This is a genomic window from Pseudomonas sp. PDM30, assembly GCF_019218985.1.
GTDB classification, from domain to species: domain Bacteria; phylum Pseudomonadota; class Gammaproteobacteria; order Pseudomonadales; family Pseudomonadaceae; genus Aquipseudomonas; species Aquipseudomonas jessenii.
The window spans coordinates 345776-359317 of the sequence record NZ_JAHUWM010000004.1 but is presented as its reverse complement, the minus strand read 5'-3'; the positions used below and the strand labels follow the sequence as shown (position 1 = coordinate 359317).

Below are 13542 nucleotides of genomic sequence, written 5' to 3'. Positions count from 1 at the left end.
TTCGTTGGTCCATTTTGACTTAGGTAGAGACTTGTCCGGATCCGATTGGGGAATCATTTCGCCACAGCGGAGTCGGAACAATGCTCGCCAACTTGGCAAGAGTGGTTTGCAAGGGCGGTTTTTTCATACCGTACACCGTGCAGGCCCTTTAACTGGCCGTTGGTTTTTTGATCTGTTTTCGGCGAGGGTTGCTCGTGATTGTTAGTCCCTGTAACGCACCAAAATTGTCTGCCAAACGGTTACGCAGCGCCCTGGTAGCGGGCTCTGCACTGCTCTGCCTGCTCAGCGCCGGTCAGCTTTGGGCATTCAGTCTGGATGATGTATCGGTCAAGGCAAAAGAACTGGCCGCGCAGAAATTCGAAGCGCCGCGCAGTAACCTGCCGAACGAGTTCCGCGACATGAAATTCGCGGACTATCAGAAAATTCGTTTTCTGACGGAAAAAGCCGAGTGGGCTGACCAGAAGACGCCGTTCAAGCTGTCCTTCTATCACCAGGGCATGCATTTCGATACGCCGGTGAAAATCAACGAAATCACCGCGAACACCGTCGAAGAGATCAAATACGATCCGAGTCGTTTCGACTTCGGCGATATGAAGTTCGATCCAAAGGCCACCGAACAACTGGGTTATGCCGGTTTCCGTGTGCTGTACCCGATCAACAAGGCCGACAAGCAAGACGAAATCATGACCATGCTTGGCGCGAGCTACTTCCGCGTCGTCGGCAAGGGTCATGTCTATGGTTTGTCCGCTCGCGGCATGGCGCTTGATACCGCATTGCCGTCCGGCGAAGAATTCCCGCGTTTCCGCGAGTTCTGGATTCAGCAGCCCAAGCCGGGCGACAAGCACCTGGTGATCTTCGCCCTGCTGGATTCCCCTCGTGCCACCGGTGCCTACCGCCTGACCCTGCGTCCGGGCAGCGACACCATCGTCGACGTCAAGGCGCAGATGTTCCTGCGTGACAAGGTCGGCAAACTGGGCATCGCCCCGTTGACCAGCATGTTCCTGTTCGGCGCCAACCAACCGTCGAAAGTACTGAACTACCGTCGCGAGCTGCACGATTCCAGCGGCCTGGCGATCCATGCCGGCAACGGCGAGTGGATCTGGCGTCCGCTGAACAATCCGAAGCACCTGGCCGTGAGCAACTTCAGCGTTGAAAACCCGCGTGGCTTCGGTCTGCTGCAACGTGGCCGCGACTTCAGCCACTACGAAGACCTCGACGACCGCTACGACAAGCGCCCAAGCGCCTGGATCGAGCCGAAGGGTGACTGGGGCAAGGGCACGGTCGACCTGGTCGAGATTCCGACCGCCGATGAAACCAACGACAACATCGTTGCTTTCTGGAATCCGGAAAAATTGCCGGAACCTGGCCAGCCGCTCGATGTCGCTTATCGTATGCACTGGACCATGGATGAAGCCTCGATTCACGCGCCGGACAGCGCCTGGGTCAAACAGACCCTGCGCTCCACTGGTGACGTCAAACAGTCCAACCTGATTCGTCAGCCGGACGGCAGCGTTGCCTACCTGGTGGACTTTGAAGGCCCGTCCCTGGCGGCTTTGCCGGCCGAAGCGGACGTTCGCAGCCAGGTCAGCGTCGGCGACAATGCCGAGCTGGTGGAAAACAGCGTTCGCTATAATCCTGAAACCAAAGGCTGGCGCCTGACCTTGCGGATGAAGATCAAGGATCCGAGCAAGTCCACCGAGATGCGTGCCGCGCTGGTGCAGAACATCGTGCCGGCGGACCTGGCCAAGACTTCGATTCCGTCGTCGAACTCGTCGGTTGCCAAGGCCGACAAGGTTGCCGCCAAGCAACAAGAGAAAGCTGACAAGGAAGCCAGGCAAGCGGAGGCCAAGCAGGCCGAAGCCAAGCCTGTTGCAGATGCCAAGGACAAGGCCAATAAAGACGCCAAGCAGCCTGTCGCTGCCGACGCGGCCCCAGCCACACCGGAATCGGCCCCGACTGAAGAAGTCCTGACCGAGACCTGGAGCTATCAGTTGCCTGCCGATGAGTAACTCTCAAGTACGGCCAGAAACTCTTTCCGAGTATCTGGCGCATCTGCCGATGACCGACCAGCAGCGCGCGGAACTCGCGGGCTGCAGGTCTTTCAGTGAACTGCATGAGCGTCTGTCGTCCTCGACTTTCGACGCGCCAGCCGAGGCTGCCCAGGCTTCGGTCGGCAAGCGCTTGACCCTGAGCACTGCCGAAGAATTGCAGGACGCCGAAATGCTGGTGCTCGACGCCAGCGGTCGCGTCTGCCTTAAGGCGACCCCACCGATTCGTCGGACCAAGGTCGTGCCGGAGCCGTGGCGCACCAATATTCTGGTGCGCGGCTGGCGGCGTCTGACCGGTCGCACCAATCCGCCGAAGCCGCCGAAAGACGAGAACGTGCTGCCGGCCGCGCGCTGGCGCACCGTCGGTTCGATCCGCCGCTACATTCTGCTGGTACTGATGCTCGGTCAGACCATCGTCGCCGGCTGGTTCATGAAAGGCCTCATGCCTTACCAGGGCTGGTCATTCGTCGACCTCGACGAAGTCTTGCACCAACCGTTACTGCAAACCGCCACCCAAGTGCTGCCATATGCATTGCAGACCAGCATCCTGATCCTGTTCGGGATCCTGTTCTGCTGGGTTTCGGCGGGTTTCTGGACCGCGCTGATGGGCTTTCTCGAGTTGCTAACCGGGCACGATAAATACCGCATCTCCGGTAAAAGTGCTGGTAACGAGCCGATTCCAAAGGATGCGCGCACCGCGCTGGTGATGCCGATCTGCAACGAAGACGTGCCTCGGGTATTCGCCGGTCTGCGTGCAACGTTCGAATCGGTCGCGGCCACGGGTGACCTGGACCGCTTCGACTTCTTCGTCCTCAGCGACAGTAACGACGCCGATATCTGCGTCGCCGAGCAACAGGCCTGGCTGGATGTCTGCCGCGAAGCCGGGGGCTTCGGCAAGATTTTCTATCGCCGCCGTCGTCGTCGCGTAAAACGTAAAAGCGGCAACCTCGACGACTTCTGCCGTCGTTGGGGCGGTGACTACAAGTACATGGTCGTACTCGACGCCGACTCCGTGATGAGCGGTGAGTGCCTGACCAGCCTGGTACGCCTGATGGAAGCCACGCCGGACGCCGGCATCATCCAGACCGCGCCGCGTGCGTCGGGCATGGACACCCTTTATGCGCGCATGCAGCAGTTCGCCACCCGCGTGTACGGGCCGCTGTTCACCGCCGGCCTGCACTTCTGGCAGTTGGGCGAGTCGCACTACTGGGGCCACAACGCGATCATCCGCATGAAGCCGTTCATCGAGCACTGCGCCCTGGCGCCATTGCCCGGTAAAGGCGCATTCGCCGGTGCGATCCTGTCCCACGACTTCGTCGAAGCCGCGCTCATGCGTCGTGCCGGTTGGGGCGTGTGGATTGCCTACGATTTGCCGGGCAGCTATGAAGAACTGCCGCCGAACCTGCTGGACGAACTCAAGCGCGACCGTCGCTGGTGCCACGGCAACCTGATGAACTTCCGCCTTTTCCTGGTCAAGGGCATGCACCCGGTGCACCGCGCGGTGTTCCTGACCGGCGTGATGTCCTACCTGTCGGCGCCGTTGTGGTTCTTCTTCCTGGTGCTGTCGACCGCGCTGCTGGCGGTCAACACGCTGATGGAGCCGCAATACTTCCTCGAACCGCGTCAGCTCTATCCGCTGTGGCCACAATGGCATCCGGACAAGGCGATCGCGCTGTTCTCGACCACCATCGTGCTGCTGTTCCTGCCGAAGCTGTTGAGCATCATCCTGATCTGGGCCAAGGGTGCGAAAGAGTTCGGCGGCAAGTTCAAGGTGACCCTGTCGATGCTCCTGGAGACGCTGTTCTCCATGCTGCTGGCGCCGGTACGGATGATTTTCCACACCCGTTTCGTACTGGCCGCGTTCCTCGGCTGGGCCGCAACGTGGAATTCCCCGCAGCGTGACGACGACTCCACACCATGGAGCGAGGCGGTCAAGCGCCACGGTCCGCAAACCTTGCTGGGCTTCTTCTGGGCCTTGCTGGTGATCTGGTTGAACCCGAGCTTCCTGTGGTGGCTGGTGCCGATCGTCGGTTCGTTGATGCTGTCGATCCCGGTGTCGGTGATCTCCAGCCGTGTCGGCCTGGGCCTGAAGTCCCGTGACGAGAACCTGTTCCTGATCCCTGAGGAATACAATCCGCCGCAGGCACTGCTGGCGACCGACCAGTACACCCACGAAAACCGCTGGCACGCGCTGAACGACGGCTTCGTCCGCTCGGTGGTCGATCCACAGCAGAACGCCCTGGCGTGCTCGCTGGCGACTTCCCGGCACAATCAGTCCGAGCCGATCGAATGGCTGCGGATCGAACGGGTACGGCATGCAATGAAAGTCGGGCCTGAAGGCCTGACCAACAACGAGCGTGTGCAACTGCTGAGCGATCCGGTAGCTCTGGCTCGCCTGCATGAGCAGGTTTGGAGTGAAGGCCATCCAGAGTGGCTGGGCGCGTGGCGCAAGTCGGTGAAGGCCGATCCCCATGCACCGCTGCTGCCGCTCAAGCCGCTGAGCGTTCAGCCTCAGTTGGCATAATAAAAAACCCCGCGAAAGCGGGGTTTTTTATGGCTTGAAGTTTGTTCTTGAGCTTGCACCAGATTCTGTAACGGCAGCGTCTGGTCGATCGCTTTCACTTTGGCGTTCATGCGATTAGCGAAACTGTCGAGCCCTGTGGGCTTGCCCGCGAAGGCATCACCTCGGTCTTTAGTAGGCCGAGGCATACGGATCACCTCAAACCCTGAACTTGCCCACCAACATCTGCAAATGCGTCCCCAACCGCGCCAGCTCAACGCTGGACGCTGCCGTCTCTTCACTCGCCGCCGACGTCTGATCCGACACATCCCGCACATTCAGCACGCTACGGTTGATCTCCTCCGCCACGGCGCTTTGCTGTTCGGCTGCCGCGGCGATCTGCTGGTTCATCGCCTGGATCGCCGACACCGTGCGGGTGATGCTTTCCAGTGAACCGCCGGCACGGCGGGTCAGTTCGACGCTGCTGTCGGTCAGGGTGCGGCTGTTGTCCATGATGGTCGCCACTTGCTGGGTGCCGTTTTGCAGGCCGACGATCAGCTCTTCGATCTCTTCGGTGGACTTCTGTGTGCGCTGGGCCAGGCTGCGGACTTCGTCTGCCACCACGGCAAAACCACGGCCGGCCTCACCGGCACGGGCGGCTTCAATCGCGGCGTTGAGGGCCAGCAGGTTGGTTTGCTGGGCCACGGACTTGATCACGTCGAGCACGCTGCCGATCTTGTCGCTTTCGCGCTTGAGTTCGCCCATGGCCTCGGTGGAGTGACCGACTTCCTCGGCCAGGCGTTCGATCTGGGCGATGGCTTCGCCGACGACTTTGTCGCCCTCCCGGGCCTGCTGATCGGCGGCGACGGCGGCTTCGGAGGCTTCTTCGGCGTTGCGCGCAACTTCCTGCACGGTGGCGGCCATTTCGTTCATGGCGGTTGCGACCTGATCGGTTTCGACCTTCTGACTGTTGACCCCGGCGCTGGTCTGCTCGGTGACGGCAGACAGCTCTTCAGCGGCGCTGGCGATCTGCGTGACGCCATCGCTGATGCCGCCGATCAGTTCGCGCAGCCCTTGGGTCATGCTTTGCATGGCTCGCTGCAACTGGCCGAGTTCGTCACGGCGCTGCGATGTCAGGTTGTGCGTCAGGTCGCCACTGGCGACGCGCTGGGCCACGATCAGGGTCTGGTTCAATGGAATGATGATCTGTCGGGTGATCGCCCAGGCGGCCAGCAGGCCGAAGGCGATGGCCAGCACGGTGGCGAGGGTCAGCATGTTCTTGGCATGGGCGGCGTCGGTGTCACGCACGACGGTTTGCGAGACGGTGAGTTTCTGGCTCATGTCCAACAGGATGTCGCCTTGGGTGGACATGCGTGCCAGGGCCTTGGCGCTGGCCACCTGGGAGTCGCGGAACTGGCTGACGGCGGCGCGATAGGCCCTCAGCGAGTCAGTTGCCTGTTGCAGGTTGGCGATGTGTTCTTCAGGCAGTTTGATCGGCAGGCTCTCGAGGTTCTTCAGGGCGTTGTCGATCGCGTCGAGGGCTGGCTGTTCGGCTTCGCTCTTACCGCTGTAGGTGTAGCCGCGAACCTGGAAGCGCGCCTGCTGGATCAGTTTGCTCAGGTCGATCACGCTGTTGAACGCCGCTACGCTGTCGCCTTGCAGCATGGATTTTTCCACTTCGGCGACGCGGGCCACGGCATTGTCGGCAGTGGCGCCGAGCTTGCTGCGGGCGTCTTCACGCTGGGCGCCGGCCTGGGTCATGTCGTTGAAGGCGCGGCGGTATTCGGCGACAGCGGCCAGTTGTTGATCGACCATGGCCGTATCGGCCGGTTGCTCGATCAGGCCGCGGGCGGTCTGCAGGCCGCTTTCGAGTTTGCCTAACAGATCGTTGACGGCGCCGGGACCTTGTTCGCCGCGACGCATCTCGTAATCCAGGCGTGCAATGCGCAGGTCCTTGGTCAGGTCGTTGAGGCTGGCGATGAACCCCAGTTTATCGCCACGGCTGGTCACGCCGCTCAGGCCGCTCCAGCCGGTGAAGGTGATCAGCAGGGTCAGCAGCAGCACCAGACCGAAGCCGATCCCCAGCTTGCGTTTGACGCTGACGTTACCCAGATTCTCGGCTAGCCATTGATACATGCTGAAACTCCCCGGACCAAACAATGGTTTTATGGGGGCTTTATCGGCAGGAGGGCTGGATTCTGTAGGTGACTCCCGATGTACGGGCAAGTGATCATCTGTGGCAAATGTTGACCTGTGGGAGCGAGCTTGCTCGCGATGGCGTTGTTTCAGGCAACACGGATGTCGACTGTTACTCCGCTATCGCGAGCAAGCTCGCTCCCACAGGGACAGTGTCTGGATTTAAAAGAGGCGTGCCAGCAACGCGGTCACGGCGGTTTCGACCCGCAGGATGCGCTCGCCCAGTTGCACCGGTTGCAGGCCGGATTTGCCCAGCAGGTCGATCTCGTAGGGAATCCAGCCACCCTCGGGGCCGATGGCCAGGGTCACCGGTTCGCTGAGTGCGCGAGGGCAGGGCGGGTAATTGCCCGGATGCCCCACCAGGCCGAGGGTGCCTTCGGTCATCGCGGGCAGACGGTCTTCGACGAAGGGCTTGAAGCGCTTCTCGATCACGACTTCCGGCAACACACTGTCCCGCGCCTGTTCCAGGCCGAGGATTAACTGCTCGCGAATCGCCTCTGGCTCCAGGAACGGGGTCTGCCAGAAGCTCTTCTCGACGCGATAGCTGTTGACCAGCACGACCCGTGGCACACCCATGGCCGCCACGGTCTGGAACACCCTGCGCAGCATCTTGGGTCGTGGCAGGGCCAATACCAGGGTCAATGGCAGCTTGGCCGGTGGTGGCTGGTCGAGGGTGACGCGCAATTCCGCTTCGTCGGCGTCCAGGCGCAGCACTTCGGCCGAACCCATCAAACCGCCGATTCGCCCGACGCGCATGCTGTCACCGACTTCGCAGCGGTGGACTTCCTGCATGTGGGTCAACCGGCGATCACGCAGGATCGCGCGGTCGGCCGCAATGAAATCGGCCTCTTCGAGGAGCAGCAGGTTCACGCTTGGGTCGCTGGCGGCTGGTCGTTGTGATCGTCAGCCGGTTGGTCTTCCGGATGGTCGCCGCGCTTGCTGATCAGACTGCCGAACAGGATGCCGATCTCGAACAACAGCCACATCGGAACGGCCAGCAGGGTCTGCGAGAAGATGTCCGGTGGTGTCAGGATCATGCCGACCACGAAGCAGCCGATGATCACGTACGGACGGATTTTCTTCAGGTATTTGACATCGACCACGCCGATCCACACCAGCAGCACCACGGCCACCGGAATCTCGAACGCTACGCCAAAGGCGAAGAACAGCGTCATGACGAAATCGAGGTAACTGGTGATGTCGGTCATCATTTCCACGCCGGCCGGGGTGGCGGCAGCGAAGAACTTGAAGATCAGCGGGAACACCAGGAAATAGGCGAAGGCCATGCCGGCGTAGAACAGAAAGATGCTGGAGACCAGCAAGGGCACGGCGATGCGCTTTTCATGCTTGTACAGGCCGGGGGCGATGAAACCCCAGATCTGGTGCAGGATCACCGGAATGGCCAGGAACAGCGAGACCATCATCGTCAGCTTCAGTGGCGTCAGGAACGGCGACGACACGTCAGTGGCAATCATCGTCGCGCCAGCGGGCAGGTATGCGCGCAGCGGCGTGGAGACGAAGGTGTAGATCTGCTGGGTGAAGGCGAACAGCCCGGCAAAGATGATGAAGATCGCCGCTACGCAGCGCAGCAGACGGGTACGCAACTCGGTGAGGTGCGAAACCAGCGGCATGTGCTGGTCGTTTTCAGGGAGATCGCTCATGGGGCTCGCGGCGGCAAAGTGGTGTCATTGGGCGCTGGCGTTGTCGGCGCGGCGGCTGGAGCAACGGGTTCAACCGGCATCGCTGCCACAACAGGCGCAGGTTCCGCCGTCGGAGCAGGTGTCGGGTCGACAGCCGCGGCAGGCGCAAGAATCGTCTGCGTACCCACATGTTCCACCGGCGTCGGCTCCTGCTGGGTCGGCGTGAAGATTTTCCGCGCCTCCTGCTCAAGCGAAAGGATGTGCTCGTTGTGCAGTTGCCGACGAATCTCGTCGGCACCGATTTCACGTTCAACTTCCTGTTTGATTGCGTTGAAGCTGCGCTTCAGGCGCCCGACCCACAGGCCGGCGGTGCGCGCAGCGCCCGGCAAGCGCTCGGGACCCAGCACCAGCAGGGCGACGAGGCCGACGAGCAGCAGTTCAGAGAAGCTGATACCAAACATTAGTCAGTGCTCACACGTCTTTGCGGATCGGCTCTTCGACTTTCTGTGCCTGCACGTCGATGGTGTGCGGCTGGTTCACGGATGCCTGTGCCTGAACCGGGGGAACCGGTTGGGCTGGGGTCGCGTTCGGGTCGGCCGGTTTTTCATCGTCGTTCATGGCTTTGCGGAAGCCCTTGATCGACTCGCCGACGTCAGTGCCGAGGTTTTTCAGTTTCTTGGTGCCGAACACCAGTACCACGACAACCAGGATGACGACCCAGTGTTTCCAGTCAAAAATGCCCATGCTGCTGCTCCTCTCTAATAGTTATTCAGGCGGACGGGCGCGAGGCTTTCTCGGCGTGTCCGGAGAGACCGAAACGACGGTCCAGTTCATCGAGTACAGCCTGTGGATGCTGCCCCAATTGGGCGAGCATGACCATGCTGTGGAACCACAGGTCGGCGGTTTCGTAGATCACATCGCTGCAGTCGCCGCTGACGGCGGCGTCCTTGGCGGCGATGATGGTTTCGACCGACTCTTCGCCGACTTTTTCCAGAATCTTGTTCAAGCCCTTGTGGTACAGGCTGGCGACATACGAGCTGTCGGCGGCGGCGCCTTTGCGCTCCTCCAGTACCTCGGCGAGGCGGGTGAGAGTGTCACTCATGTTTGTGCCCTGCGGAATAGATGGCGTGCGGATCTTTCAGGACCGGGTCGACGGTTGTCCAGTCGCCGTTCTCATAGACGCGGTAGAAGCAGCTCTGGCGGCCGGTATGACAGGCGATGTCGCCGATCTGCTCGACCATCAGGATGATGACGTCGGCGTCGCAGTCCAGGCGCATCTCGTGCAGGGTTTGCACATGGCCGGACTCTTCGCCCTTGCGCCACAGCTTGCCACGGGAACGTGACCAGTAAATGGCACGGTTCTCGGCAGCGGTCAGTTCCAGTGCTTCGCGGTTCATCCAGGCCATCATCAGGACGCGCCCGGTCTTGTGATCCTGGGCAATGGCCGGCACCAGGCCGTCAGCGTCCCACTTGATCTCGTCCAGCCAGTTTTTCATCTTCGACTCCGACAGCGGGCTCGACACTTCAATAGCCGAGCTCAGGCGTTCAAACAGTGTGCCAGTCGTTCACACAACTGGCTATCGGCGCACGACCAGATACAAACCGACCGCCATCATGATTCCCGCCGGCCAATAGGCCAACTGGTTCAGCGGTCCGCCAGCGGCAAGGACGGCGCCACCAGCCAGATGGGCCGTACCGAGCAGGCGCAGGAACCAGTCGTCACGGCGTCGACGCCACGGTGGCGGCGGGTCGTAGGCGTGGGGTTGGGACATGCGTTCGAGCAGGTCGCGGGCCATGTTGGCCAGGTGCGGGATCTGTTCGAACTGGCTGTGCACGTTGCCGAGCAGGGCTTTGGGGCTGACCCGCTCGCGCATCCAGCGTTCGAGGAATGGCTGAGCGGTGTTCCACAGATCGAGGTCCGGGTACAGCTGGCGGCCCAGGCCTTCGATGTTCAACAGGGTTTTTTGCAGCAAGACCAACTGTGGCTGCACTTCCATGTTGAAGCGGCGCGCAGTCTGGAACAGGCGCATCAGCACCTGACCGAAGGAAATATCTTTTAACGGTTTTTCGAAGATCGGCTCGCACACGGTACGGATCGCCGCTTCGAATTCGTTGAGCTTGGTTTCCGCCGGCACCCAGCCCGAATCGATGTGCAGTTGCGCTACGCGACGGTAATCGCGCTTGAAGAAGGCGAACAGGTTGCGCGCCAGGTAATCCTGGTCTTCCGGGGTCAGGCTGCCGACGATGCCGCAGTCGATCGCAATGTACTGCGGGCTCCACGGATTCACGGTGCTGACGAAAATGTTGCCGGGGTGCATGTCGGCGTGGAAGAAACTGTCGCGGAACACCTGGGTGAAGAAAATCTCCACGCCACGCTCGGCGAGCATTTTCATGTCCGTGCGCTGGTCGGCCAGAGTCGCCAGATCGGTAACCTGAATACCGTAGATGCGTTCCATCACCAGCACTTTCGGCCGGCACCAGTCCCAATAGACTTGCGGGACGTACAGCAGCGGCGAGCCGTCGAAGTTGCGCTTCAACTGGCTGGCGTTGGCCGCCTCGCGCAGCAGGTCGAGTTCGTCGTAGATGGTTTTTTCATAATCGCTGACCACGTCCACCGGGTGCAGCAGGCGCGCATCGGCCGAGAGTTTTTCGGCGGCGCGGGCGAGGATGAACAGCCACGCCAGGTCCTGGGCAATCACCGGTTTGAGGCCCGGGCGGATCACCTTGACCACCACTTCTTCACCGGTTTTCAGTTGCGCGGCGTGCACCTGCGCCACTGAGGCCGAGGCCAGCGGTTCGACGTCGAAACGGCTGAAGACTTCGCTGATTTTCTTGCCCAGCTGTTCTTCGATCAGCTTGACCGACACCTGCGAGTCGAATGGCGGTACGCGGTCCTGCAGCTTCATCAGTTCGTCGGCGATGTCCTCGGGCAACAGGTCGCGGCGAGTGGACAGGATCTGCCCGAACTTGATGAAGATCGGCCCCAGGTCCTGCAACGCCAGGCGCAAGCGCGCGCCACGGCTCAGGTCCAGGGTTTTGCGGGGGAACCAGCGCCACGGCAAGGCGTAACGCAGCGCCCGCAAGAACCAGGGCAGCGGCAGGGCGAACAGCAGGTCATCGAGGCGGTAGCGGATCACGACGCGCTGGATGCGCAACAGACGGCGGACGGCAAGCAGCTTCATGCGTTATCGCTTGGGTCGAGGGATCGGGAAAGGCGCTCGAAACGCGCCTCGAGACGTTCCAGATCGAGCTTGATCTGGTCCAGTTCACTGAATCGGGCTTCGGCTTCGCGCTGGCCGACGAGGGTGCGCGATTCTTCGGCCAGGTATTCGCCCAGGTTCTGGTTGAGGCTGGCGAACCCTTGCTGATACCAGCGGGCGCGGCTGCGCAGGTGACCACCGATCAGTTGCGTGGCCACAGGTCCCAGCCAGCGCGAGAGTTCGTACTCCCAATCCAGCTCCAGGTCCTGGAGGATCGCCGCCAGTTCCAGCAGCACGCCGCTGTCGCCGTCGAGTTCGACTTCAGGGGCGTGCAGGACCGAGGTCTTGTCCTTGCTCATCGCCAGTTTCAACAGGCTCGAGGCAGGTGCGCGCAAGGTGCAGTCGGCGCCGGTTTCCCACTGGGAAGCGAGCATCAGGCCTTCGTCGCTGGGCAGGATGAACAGTTGCAGCACCGGGCTGCGGCAATCGACGGCAATCACCTTGCCGGTCAAATGCGCCAGCCGCGGCAGCGCCGTGCTGTCGAGACGCAGCACCCGGTTCAGGCCGAGTTCAACGCTGGCGAGCAGGCCGGCGAGCAACATCAGGGCTTGATGCCGCGGTGCAGGGCAACGATGCCTGCGGTCATGTTGTGATAGGTCACGCGGTCGAAACCGGCCTCGACCATCATCGACTTCAGGGTTTCCTGGTTCGGGTGCATGCGGATCGATTCGGCCAGGTAGCGATAGCTTTCCGAGTCGTTGGTGATCAGCTTGCCCATCAGCGGCATGAAGGCGAACGAGTAAGCATCGTAGGCCTTGGACATCAGTGCGTTGGTCGGCTTGGAGAACTCCAGTACCAACAAGCGGCCGCCCGGCTTGAGCACGCGCAGCATCGAGCGCAGGGCATCTTCCTTGTGGGTCACGTTGCGCAGGCCGAAGGCGATGGTCACGCAGTCGAAATGGTTGTCCGGGAACGGCAGTTTTTCCGCGTCGGCCTGGACGAATTCGACGTTGCCGGCCACACCGAGGTCCAGGAGGCGGTCACGACCGACCTTGAGCATGGATTCGTTGATGTCGGCCAACACGACCTGGCCGGTCGGGCCTACCAGGTGCGAGAATTTTCTGGTCAGGTCGCCAGTGCCGCCGGCGATGTCGAGCACGCGGTTACCGGCACGAACGCCCGACAGTTCGATCGCGAAACGCTTCCACAGACGGTGCATGCCGCCCGACAGAAGGTCGTTCATCAGGTCGTACTTGGCGGCTACCGAGTGGAAAACCTCAGCGACTTTTTCCGCTTTCTGGCTTTCCGGAACGTTTTTGAAGCCGAAGTGAGTGGTGGGTTCGGCATCGCTGCCTTTGCGCTGATCAGTCATATCGCTGTCACCAAAAGAGAATGCGCGACATTCTAATCCCCAAGGCATGCTTTGTCTTGGCAAGGCTGAAGGTAAGATGGGCAACCATCGGGACGTTTTGACGCAGCAGTGGTCAAAATGCCTCGGGAAAGCATCCATAAAGCAGGAGTCATTTGATGGCCCGTATTAGTGTTGAACGTGCCCATGGCCTGGGTAAGGAAGCGGCTCGCGAGAAGGCCGACAAGCTGGCGCAGAAACTTTCCGATCAGTATGGCCTGGAGCCGCAGTGGTCCGGCGACACCCTCAACCTCAAGCGCTCGGGTGTGAAGGGTGCGGTGCATGTCAGTGAAGATTCGATCAAGGTCGACGTGGAGCTGGGCCTGATGATGTCGGCCATGAGCGGCATGATCAAAGCGGAAATCGAAAAGGCGCTCGACAAGGCCCTGGCCTGATTTCCAGCTGTAATGAGATCCCCTGTGGGAGCGAGCTTGCTCGCGATGGCGCAGTGTCAGTCGACATTAATTTTGACTGATGAATCGCTATCGCGAGCAAGCTCGCTCCCACAGTTTTTTGCGTGGCGCTCTCAAAGGTTTATGTCATTTGTTAG

14 protein-coding genes and 1 pseudogene are annotated in these 13542 nt (G+C 61.1%); 3 read left to right on the top strand and 12 right to left on the bottom strand.

Annotated features, from left to right (window positions below; genetic code table 11):
- Positions 1-194: 194 nt before the first annotated feature.
- The gene (locus tag KW840_RS12185) at positions 195-2009 is read left to right on the top strand and encodes a glucan biosynthesis protein G (protein WP_090452641.1); all 1815 of its coding nucleotides are present in this window, start codon (positions 195-197) and stop codon (positions 2007-2009) included.
- Positions 2002-4572: a glucans biosynthesis glucosyltransferase MdoH gene (gene mdoH, locus KW840_RS12180; RefSeq protein ID WP_218495259.1), complete on the top strand. Its 2571-nt coding sequence runs from the start codon at positions 2002-2004 to the stop codon at positions 4570-4572. The genes KW840_RS12185 and mdoH overlap by 8 nt, the downstream gene beginning before the upstream one ends.
- On the opposite strand, the gene KW840_RS12175 is transcribed toward mdoH, so the two are convergent.
- The 12 genes and pseudogenes from KW840_RS12175 to ubiE all read right to left on the bottom strand — a co-directional run bounded on the left by KW840_RS12175 (position 4560) and on the right by ubiE (position 12956).
- Positions 4560-4757: a hypothetical protein gene (locus KW840_RS12175; RefSeq protein ID WP_218495258.1), complete on the bottom strand. Its 198-nt coding sequence runs from the start codon at positions 4755-4757 to the stop codon at positions 4560-4562. The two genes, mdoH and KW840_RS12175, sit on opposite strands and share 13 nt — an antisense overlap.
- Before the next feature lie 10 nt (positions 4758-4767).
- Positions 4768-5481, bottom strand: coding sequence for a methyl-accepting chemotaxis protein (locus KW840_RS28990; protein WP_371318463.1), 714 nt, complete (start codon positions 5479-5481; stop codon positions 4768-4770).
- A gap of 141 nt (positions 5482-5622) precedes the next feature.
- Positions 5623-6684, bottom strand: a pseudogene (locus tag KW840_RS28985) (methyl-accepting chemotaxis protein); the annotation flags it as partial.
- Positions 6685-6906: 222 nt separating this feature from the next.
- Complete coding sequence (locus tag KW840_RS12165) at positions 6907-7614, bottom strand: 16S rRNA (uracil(1498)-N(3))-methyltransferase (protein ID WP_102672209.1); 708 nt, start codon at positions 7612-7614, stop codon at positions 6907-6909.
- Positions 7611-8405, bottom strand: coding sequence for a twin-arginine translocase subunit TatC (gene tatC, locus KW840_RS12160; protein ID WP_057712372.1), 795 nt, complete (start codon positions 8403-8405; stop codon positions 7611-7613). Before tatC ends, KW840_RS12165 begins: the two co-directional genes overlap by 4 nt.
- Entirely contained in the window at positions 8402-8845 is a 444-nt protein-coding gene (gene tatB, locus KW840_RS12155) for a Sec-independent protein translocase protein TatB (RefSeq protein WP_150811974.1), read from the bottom strand. The genes tatC and tatB overlap by 4 nt, the downstream gene beginning before the upstream one ends.
- A 10-nt stretch (positions 8846-8855) precedes the next feature.
- Positions 8856-9128, bottom strand: a complete 273-nt coding sequence (locus KW840_RS12150; RefSeq protein WP_218495256.1) for a twin-arginine translocase TatA/TatE family subunit — start codon at positions 9126-9128, stop codon at positions 8856-8858.
- Positions 9129-9153: 25 nt separating this feature from the next.
- Positions 9154-9486 carry a phosphoribosyl-ATP diphosphatase gene (locus tag KW840_RS12145; protein WP_007975564.1) on the bottom strand — a complete coding sequence of 111 codons (333 nt, stop codon included), beginning with the start codon at positions 9484-9486 and terminating at the stop codon, positions 9154-9156.
- On the bottom strand, positions 9479-9880 hold the full coding sequence (gene hisI / locus KW840_RS12140; protein ID WP_007989281.1) for a phosphoribosyl-AMP cyclohydrolase: 402 nt from the start codon (positions 9878-9880) through the stop codon (positions 9479-9481). Before hisI ends, KW840_RS12145 begins: the two co-directional genes overlap by 8 nt.
- Positions 9881-9961: 81 nt before the next feature.
- Positions 9962-11566, bottom strand: a complete 1605-nt coding sequence (gene ubiB / locus KW840_RS12135; protein WP_057712369.1) for a ubiquinone biosynthesis regulatory protein kinase UbiB — start codon at positions 11564-11566, stop codon at positions 9962-9964.
- Complete coding sequence (locus KW840_RS12130) at positions 11563-12186, bottom strand: SCP2 domain-containing protein (protein ID WP_218495255.1); 624 nt, start codon at positions 12184-12186, stop codon at positions 11563-11565. Before KW840_RS12130 ends, ubiB begins: the two co-directional genes overlap by 4 nt.
- A complete protein-coding gene (ubiE, locus tag KW840_RS12125) occupies positions 12186-12956 on the bottom strand; it encodes a bifunctional demethylmenaquinone methyltransferase/2-methoxy-6-polyprenyl-1,4-benzoquinol methylase UbiE (RefSeq protein ID WP_007975568.1) in 771 nt (256 codons plus the stop codon). The genes KW840_RS12130 and ubiE overlap by 1 nt, the downstream gene beginning before the upstream one ends.
- A 155-nt stretch (positions 12957-13111) precedes the next feature.
- Between ubiE and KW840_RS12120 the strand changes: the two genes are divergently transcribed.
- Positions 13112-13387, top strand: coding sequence for a polyhydroxyalkanoic acid system family protein (locus tag KW840_RS12120; RefSeq protein WP_150811973.1), 276 nt, complete (start codon positions 13112-13114; stop codon positions 13385-13387).
- The last annotated feature ends 155 nt before the right edge of the window (positions 13388-13542 follow it).